Raw genomic sequence first — 7352 nt, forward strand, 5'->3', positions numbered from 1 at the left:
AGCCCGGCGTTGCGGGCCGCCGCCGGGCCCCGGCCGCCCGCGGTGAGGACCGTGACGCGGTCCGCGAGCGGCCCGGCCGGGGCGAGGTCGAGCGGGGTGTCCGGGGCGGGGCGGTCGTCCACGAGGAAGATCGCGCGCGGCGGGGGGACGGCCGCCTCGGCGAGGGCGGAGAGGCAGGCACCGAGACAGGGGCGGCCGATGGTCGGGATGACCACGGAGTAGGCGTCGGCACCCGGCACGTCCCGCCCGTCCGGCGCGGCGGTCGTCACGCGCTGTTCCGCGTCTCCGGCGGTCATGTGAACGCCTTCGAACGGCGGACGATGAACGGCCCGATGGCCAGCAGGTCGACGGGCGCGGACCCGAAGCACTCCAGCGCCTCGCGCGGGTGGTCGACCATGGGCCGGCCGGCCGTGTTGAAACTGGTGTTGACCACGACCGGGAGCCCGGTGCGTTCCTCGAACGCCGTGAGCATCCGGGCGACCAGCGGTTCCGATGCCGCGTCCACGGTCTGGATGCGCGCGGTGCCGTCCACGTGGACGACGGCGGGGATGCGGGGCTTCCACTCCTCGGCGACCTCGTGCACGAAGAGCATGTACGGGCTGGGCATCGGTCCGTCGAAGAGCTCGGCGGCCCGTTCGGCCAGCACCATGGGGGCCACCGGGCGGAACTCCTCGCGCCCCTTGACCGCGTTCAGCCGTTCCAGGTTCTCGGCGCGCCCCGGGTGGGCGAGCAGGGAGCGGTGGCCGAGCGCCCGGGGGCCGAACTCGCTGCGCCCCTGGAACCAGGCGACGACACCGTCCTGCGCCAGCTCCTCGGCGACGGCGGCGGCGACGTCCTCGGGCTCCTCGAAGGGCAGCGCCGCCGTTTCGAGCATGCGGCGCAGTTCGTCGTCGCTCCAGCCCCGGCCGAGGGCGGCGGTGCTCATCGGGGTGACCGGGCCGTGCTCGGCGGAGACGTGGAGGGCGGCGCCCAGCGAGGTGCCGGCGTCGCCGGCGGCCGGCTGGACCCAGACCTCGTCGAAGGGTCCCTCACGGTGAATGCGGGCGTTGGCCACGCAGTTGAGGGCGACGCCGCCGGCGAGCGCGAGGCGGGTGGCGCCGGTGCGTTCGTGGAGCCAGGAGGCCAGTTGGAGGACGGTCTCCTCCAGGCACCGCTGGGCGCTGGCCGCGAGGTCCGCGTGCTCCTCGGTGTACGGGCCGCCCGGCCGGCGTGCCGGTGCGAACTCGCTCCACGGGACGCCGGAGGCGCGGAAGCCGCCGCCGTCGGTGTGGTGGACGTACTCGGCGAGCCGCTGGGCGAACACCGGCTTGCCGTAGGAGGCGAGGGCCATCACCTTGAACTCGTCGCTGCTGCGCAGGAATCCGAGATGTTCGGTCAGCTCCTCGTAGAACAGGCCGAGCGATTCGGGCAACGGCTGTGTGCTGAGGATCTCCAGGGCGCCGCCCCGGTAGTGGCCGGCCAGCTGGGAGGCGCACTCGCCGCGCCCGTCCAGGACGAGGACCGCGCGGTCGCCCGGCGGGGCGGCGAGCCCGGCGGAGGCGGCGTGCGCGACGTGGTGGGGCACGAAGCGGACCTTGCCCGGATCGAGGCCGGGCAGGGCCTCGGCGAGGAATTCGGGGGCGCGCCGGGCGTAGGTCTGGCGCAGCTCGTCCCAGGGGTCGTGGAGGCCCATCTGCTCGGCGGGGCGGGCCAGTCCGGGGTCGTACGAGTAGGCGACCACGTCCAGGTCGGCAGGGTCCAGACCGGCGCTCTCCAGGCACCACCGGGCGGACAGCTCGGGCAGTTCCCAGGCGGAGAACGGCACGGGGCGCTTGCCGTGCTTGCGCCGGCTGAAGCGTTCCTCCTCGGCGGCGGCGACGGTCTTCCCGTCGATGACCAGGGCGGCCGAGGGGTCGTGGAAGAGGGCGTTGATTCCGAGCACGCGCATGCGCTGGGCTCCTTCAGAATTCGCGGGCCGGGGACGCGGCGTGGGAATCGTCCGGCGTACCGGGGAGCGCGGCGAAGAACGCGATGGTGCGTTCCAGGCCCTCTTCCCAGGAGACGCGGGGTTCCCAGCCGAACATCTCCCGCACCAGAGTGGTGTCGGGACGCCGTCGCTCGGGGTCGTCCACGGGCCGGTCGATGTAGTCGATCCGGCTGGCGGAACTGGTCAGTTTGACGATCCGGCGGGCGATTTCCCGTACGGTCGTCTCGTCGCTGCCGCCGATGTTCACCGGCCGCACGGATTTGCTCGCGGCGACGCTCAGTACGCCGTCGATGGTGTCGTCCACATAACACAGGGACCTCGTCTGGCTGCCGTCCCCGGCGACGGTGAGCGGTTCGCCGGCGAGTGCCTGGCTGATGAAGGTCGGAACGGCCCGGCCGTCGTGGGCGCGCATGCGGGGGCCGTACGTGTTGAACAGCCGCACGATGCCGGCGTTCGTGCCCTTGGCAGCGGCGTGCGCGGTCACCAGGGCTTCGGAGAACCGTTTCGATTCGTCGTACACGCTGCGCGGTCCCACGGGGTTCACGTTGCCCCAGTAGTCCTCGCGCTGCGGGTGCACCAGCGGGTCGCCGTAGACCTCGGAGGTGGAGGCGAGGAGCAGGCGCGCCCCGTCCCGGGCGGCGATGCCGAGCATGGTGCGGGTGCCGAGGCTGCCGACGTCCAGCGTCTCCAGCGGCATGCGCAGGTAGTCGGCGGGTGAGGCGGGGCAGGCGAAGTGCAGGACGAGGTCGTAGGGACCGCGCAATTCGCCCGCGCAGGAAGCGTCGGAGATGTCCAGCGGAAAGAACCGGAACGCCTTGTCCTCCTCCAGGTGTGCGATGTTCCGCCGCGATCCGGAGGAGAGGTTGTCGGCGCAGTCGACCGCCACTCCCCCGGCCAGCAGGCGTTCGCACAGATGCGAGCCGAGGAAGCCGGCCCCGCCTGTCACCAGGGCGTGCCGCCAGGGAAACCGATCGGATTCCAAGGACACCATGTATCCCATCTCCTTTCAGAGATCCGGGAGTTCACGAACGCGCGGGCTTCGACCGCGATGCGCGGCCGCCTGTCCCGGCGGCGCCGAGCCGCTTTCCCGCCATTCGCCTCTCCCCCATGGATCCTGCCGGAGTAATCCATCCGCGCATCTTCGGGACTACCGTTGGAATGAACCCGGGGACAGGAGGCGATCATGGGGCAGAGCCTGGACGGCGTTCTCGACCCGCTCCTGCGTCCGCGCAGTGCGACGGGCCGTGTACTGGTCACCGGGTGGTTCAGCTTCCCCGACGGCGAGGTGACCGCCGGTGACTTCCTCGCGGAGCGGGCGGTGTCCGCCGCGCTGGACCGTTTGGGTGTCCCGCACGACTCCGCCTGGAGCCCGCACTTCGCCCCCGGCGCCCTGACCCTGGAAGCCGCCCACCCCGGCCGGTACGAGCAGGTGCTCTTCGTCTGCGGTCCGGTGCACGGGGACCAGCTCACCCGGCTGCACGAGCGCTACGCCTCGTGCCGGCGTACCGCGGTCGGGGTGAGCGTGGTGGACGGGGATTCCCCGGCGGTGCGCGGGTTCGACCGGATCGTGGCCCGCGACCGCGACGGCAAGGGCCTCCTGGCCGACCTGGCGCTCTCCGCGCGCACCGGGCCGGACAAGCCCGTGGTGGGCGTCGCCCTCACGCACGGCCAGGGCGAGTACGCGCGGCGGCGCGAGCACGACCGGGTCGCCGAGACGCTGTACGGCTGGCTGCCCACCAAGGACTGCGCGCCGGTCGCGGCGGAGACCCGGCTGGCGCACGGCGACTGGCGGCTGTGCCGGACCGGCGACCAGTTCCTCTCCCTGCTGGGCCGGCTCGACCTCGTGGTCACGGACCGCCTGCACGGCATGGTCCTGGCGCTGAGCATGGGGGTGCCGGCCCTGGTGGTGGATCCGGTACGCGGCGGGGCCAAGGTGTCCGCGCAGGCGAGGGTGGTGCGCTGGCCCGCCGTGATCCCGGGCGAGACGCTGACCGCGCGGGCGCTCGACCGGTGGTGGACGTGGTGCCTGTCCGCCGCCGGCAAGGCGGCCGCCGAGCGCCGGCGCTCCATGTTCCCCTGACGGCCGCGGCGTCAGTTCGCCTGCCCGATCGGCCGGACCACCAGCGTGTTCACGTCCACGCCGGGCGGTTGTGAGATCGCCCAGACGAGTGTGTCCACCAGTTGCTCGGCGGAGATCATCGGACCGGCCGCCGCCGCACCGCCGGGACGCTCCTCCCAGAACGGGGTGAGGACCCGGCCCGGTGCGATCAGTGTCGTACCGACGCCGTACCCGGTGGTCAGCATGCGGACGTTCTCCGCCAGACCGGTCACCGCCCACTTGGTCATCGAGTACAGGTTGCCGGGCGTGTTCTTGTACCCGGCCACACTGCCGACGAGCACGATCCGCCCCCGCGACTCCTTCAGCGCCGGGAGCGCCGCCCGTACGAGCAGGGCGGGCCCCAGCACGTTCGTCAGGACCATGCCGCGCCACTTCTCCGGGTCGCCCGTCTCGACGTGGGCGTCGGCCGAGTATCCGGCGTTGGCGATGGCGTGGTCGAGCCGGCCGAACGTACGCACGGTCTCCTCGACCGCCGCCGACACGTGCGTCCAGTCCCCGGCGTCCCCCTCGAAGGTCAGCAGCCGCTCACCCGCGTCCATCTCCTCGGTCAGCACGGCGAGTTTCTTCGCACTGCGCCCGGTCGCGGCGACCCGGTGCCCGAGGCCGAGGAGCCTGCGTACGCTCGCCGCCCCGATGCCGCTGGAACCGCCGGTGATGCAGGTGACGGGCGCTTCGTCGTCCCACGTGGAGGTGTTGTCGTCGCCGGTCATGATCTCCCCGTCCGTGCCGCGCCGCGCCCGTCGGCGCGCCGTCGTCGTTGTCGCGCCCGACGCTGGATCGCCGGGGGCGGACGCGTCCACCGAGGGGGCGGGCGGCTACCAGCCGCGGCGCGGTCGCACCGGGCCGAGTTTCGCGGTGAGTGCCGCGAGGAAGACCGGGAGCTTGTCGACCATCGCCTCGGGGACCGGAGTGGACTGGACGGTGCCCTTCCGCACGTCCTCCACCACGAGGGTGTAGGTGCCGTTGTCCTCGACGAGTTCGGCGGCGAACAGCAGGGTCTGCGTGGAGGTCTCCATCAGCGCTCCCGTGAGGGCTCGTTGAGCCACGCCGACCACATCTCGGTGGCGCTTTCTCCGTCGGCGTCCTCGGCGAACAGGTGGTGGCCGAGCCAGATCGGCACGTGCCAGGTGCTGCCGTTGAAGAACCGGTACAGGGCGTCGGGGCCGCGCAGGCCGAGGAAGTCGGCGCTGGTCCAGTCGACGGTCACCTCCACCGGCTCGGGGGCCAGGAGGGTGAACCGGTCGCCGACGGCCGCGTCGCCGGGGAGGCCGAGGCGGCGGCGCAGGGTCGCGAAGTCGGCCGGGTCGCCGGTCGGTTCGGGGCGTTGGGCCCGTACGTACACGGCGGGGCGGCCGGCGAAGTGGCGCAGGTACTCCGTCAGGCCGTGCTGGTGGAAGTCGACGTACTTCTCGGCCACGTCCGTCTTGGCGTCCCAGTTCCAGGCGTCGTCCACGACGCCCGTGTGCACCCAGTGGATACCCATGCGCAGGTGGCTCGTGCCTCCTTCGGCCGGCTCGACGCGGTAGCTGAGCGTGTTGGAGAAGCCGCCGTCCTGGGTGGCGCGCAGCGCGAGGTGGTGCGGTGGCTCCCAGGCCAGGACGGTGGCGTCGCCCCGGGTGGCCTTTCCGCCGACGCGCGGCTCGATCTCCATCGGGTAGAGCCAGCCGAGGTTCCCGGCGGCGGTGGCGACGGCGTCCCAGACCTGCTCGGGTGCGGCGGGCAGGTCCTGCTGCCTGCGGACGTGGAATTCTCGGGCCATCGGCGGTGCTGCTCCTTCGTCGTCGTTCATGGTCAGTAGGTGAGCGGGAGGGCCCGCAGCCTTCGTTGCAGCGGGTTGGGCCGCCAGTCCGGCTGCGCCCCTTCGGCCAGCCGCAGCCCCGGCAGCCGGCGCACCAGCGTGCCGACGGCCACCTCCGTCTGGAGCCGGGCGAGCGGCCCGCCCAGGCAGAAGTGCGGGCCGTGGCCGAAGCTGAGGTGGCGGTTGCCGGGGCGCGTCAGGTCGAGCCGGTCGGGGTCGTCGAAGCGGTCGGGGTCGCGGTTGGTGGCGCCGAGGAAGAGGTACACCAACTCGCCCTCGCGCAGGGTCCGTCCGCCGATCTCCAGGTCCTCCGCGACGACCCTGACGATCGCCTGGGTCACCGTGTCGTAGCGGGCCAGCTCCTCGACGGCGCCGCGCACGAGCCCGGGGTCCTCGCGCAGCCGGGCCAGCTGGTCCGGGTGGCGCAGCAGGGCGAGCACGCCGTTGGTGATGAGGTGCGTGGTGGTCTCGTCGCCCGCGGTGATGAGGACGAAGCAGGTGGAGAGCAGTTCGGAGTCGGTGAGCCGGTCGTCGTGCGTCTGGGTGGCGACCAGGGCGCTGATCAGGTCGTCGCCGGGTTCGCGCCGGCGCTGCCGGATCATCCCGGACAGGTAGTCCTCGTACTGGTCGATCGCCCTCTCGGACGCGGCGATGTCCTCGCTGAGCCGGCCGAAGCGGCTGAACCAGCCCTTGACCCGCGGCCGGTCCTCCTCGGGGATGCCGAAGAGCTCGCAGACGACGGACATGGGCAGCGGGGAGGCGACCGCCTCGATCAGCTCCAGCTCCGGCCCGGCGGCGACCGCCGCGTCGATGAACCGGTCCACGAGGTGCTGGACGCGGTCGCGCAGGGCCTCGACGCGGCGGGCGGTGAACGCCCGGTTGGCGAGTTTGCGCAGCCGGGCGTGGTCCGGCGGGTCGGTGTTGCTCATCACCCGGCCGAGCCGGTCGGTGAGCCGGCTGAACTCCTTGAGGTCGCCGCCGAGCGCGGTGTAGGCCCGGGTCATCCTGTCCCGGTCGTTGGACAGCCGCAGGTCGCCCAGAGCCGCCTCGACGTCGGCGTACCGGGTGAGGTACCAGACGCCCTGGGGGCTGCGGTGGACCGGATCCTCGCGCCGCATGCGGGCGTAGAGCGGGTAGGGGTCGCGCCGCGCCTCGGGGGTGAGCAGGGCGGCGCCGAGGTCGTGGACCGGGGCGGGGCCCGCGGTGTCGCGGGCCCCGGCCGGGGTTTCGGTGGTGGTCATGTCGGCCGCGTTACCGCTGGGCGTCCATCGCGTCGGCAAGGCTCTTGGGCCGCATGTCGGTCCAGTTCCGCTCGATGTGCTCCAGGCAGGCGGCGTGGGTGTCGGGGCCGTGGGCGACGGTCCAGCCGGCGGGGACATCCGCGAACTGCGGCCAGAGCGAGTGCTGGTTCTCGTCGTTGACGAGGACGAGGAAGGTGCCGTCCTGGTCGTCGAAGGGGTTGGTCATGG

The 7352-nt window shown here is 72.8% G+C and carries 9 protein-coding genes; 1 reads left to right on the forward strand and 8 read right to left on the reverse strand.

Annotated features, from left to right (window positions below; translation table 11 throughout):
* The 3 genes from G3I41_RS04235 to G3I41_RS04245 all read right to left on the reverse strand — a co-directional run.
* Nucleotides 1–296, reverse strand: a 296-nt coding sequence (locus G3I41_RS04235; protein WP_239081475.1) for a glycosyltransferase, incomplete at its 3' end; no start/stop codon positions are given.
* Nucleotides 293–1927: a carbamoyltransferase C-terminal domain-containing protein gene (locus tag G3I41_RS04240; RefSeq protein ID WP_164398954.1), complete on the reverse strand. Its 1635-nt coding sequence runs from the start codon at nt 1925–1927 to the stop codon at nt 293–295. The genes G3I41_RS04235 and G3I41_RS04240, both read right to left, overlap by 4 nt.
* Nucleotides 1928–1940: 13 nt before the next feature.
* The gene (locus G3I41_RS04245; protein WP_164398955.1) at nt 1941–2957 is read right to left on the reverse strand and encodes an NAD-dependent epimerase/dehydratase family protein; all 1017 of its coding nucleotides are present in this window, start codon (nt 2955–2957) and stop codon (nt 1941–1943) included.
* A 192-nt stretch (nt 2958–3149) separates the two neighbouring features.
* Here G3I41_RS04245 and G3I41_RS04250 point away from each other — a divergent pair, with 192 nt between their 5' ends.
* Nucleotides 3150–4046: a polysaccharide pyruvyl transferase family protein gene (locus G3I41_RS04250; protein WP_164398956.1), complete on the forward strand. Its 897-nt coding sequence runs from the start codon at nt 3150–3152 to the stop codon at nt 4044–4046.
* An 11-nt stretch (nt 4047–4057) separates the two neighbouring features.
* On the opposite strand, the gene G3I41_RS04255 is transcribed toward G3I41_RS04250, so the two are convergent.
* The 5 genes from G3I41_RS04255 to G3I41_RS04275 form a co-directional block, all read right to left on the reverse strand.
* The gene (locus G3I41_RS04255) at nt 4058–4795 is read right to left on the reverse strand and encodes an SDR family oxidoreductase (RefSeq protein WP_164398957.1); all 738 of its coding nucleotides are present in this window, start codon (nt 4793–4795) and stop codon (nt 4058–4060) included.
* Between the two features lie 105 nt (nt 4796–4900).
* The gene (locus G3I41_RS04260; RefSeq protein ID WP_164398958.1) at nt 4901–5101 is read right to left on the reverse strand and encodes a hypothetical protein; all 201 of its coding nucleotides are present in this window, start codon (nt 5099–5101) and stop codon (nt 4901–4903) included.
* Nucleotides 5101–5874 (reverse strand): SRPBCC family protein, encoded by a 774-nt coding sequence (locus G3I41_RS04265; RefSeq protein WP_239081476.1) that lies wholly within the window; start codon nt 5872–5874, stop codon nt 5101–5103. Before G3I41_RS04265 ends, G3I41_RS04260 begins: the two co-directional genes overlap by 1 nt.
* Before the next feature lie 2 nt (nt 5875–5876).
* On the reverse strand, nt 5877–7124 hold the full coding sequence (locus tag G3I41_RS04270) for a cytochrome P450 (protein WP_164398959.1): 1248 nt from the start codon (nt 7122–7124) through the stop codon (nt 5877–5879).
* 10 nt (nt 7125–7134) lie between these two features.
* On the reverse strand, nt 7135–7350 hold the full coding sequence (locus tag G3I41_RS04275) for an MbtH family protein (protein ID WP_164398960.1): 216 nt from the start codon (nt 7348–7350) through the stop codon (nt 7135–7137).
* Nucleotides 7351–7352: the final 2 nt, after the last annotated feature.

The sequence above is a fragment of the Streptomyces sp. SID9727 genome (assembly GCF_010550605.1).
Classification (GTDB): domain Bacteria; phylum Actinomycetota; class Actinomycetes; order Streptomycetales; family Streptomycetaceae; genus Streptomyces.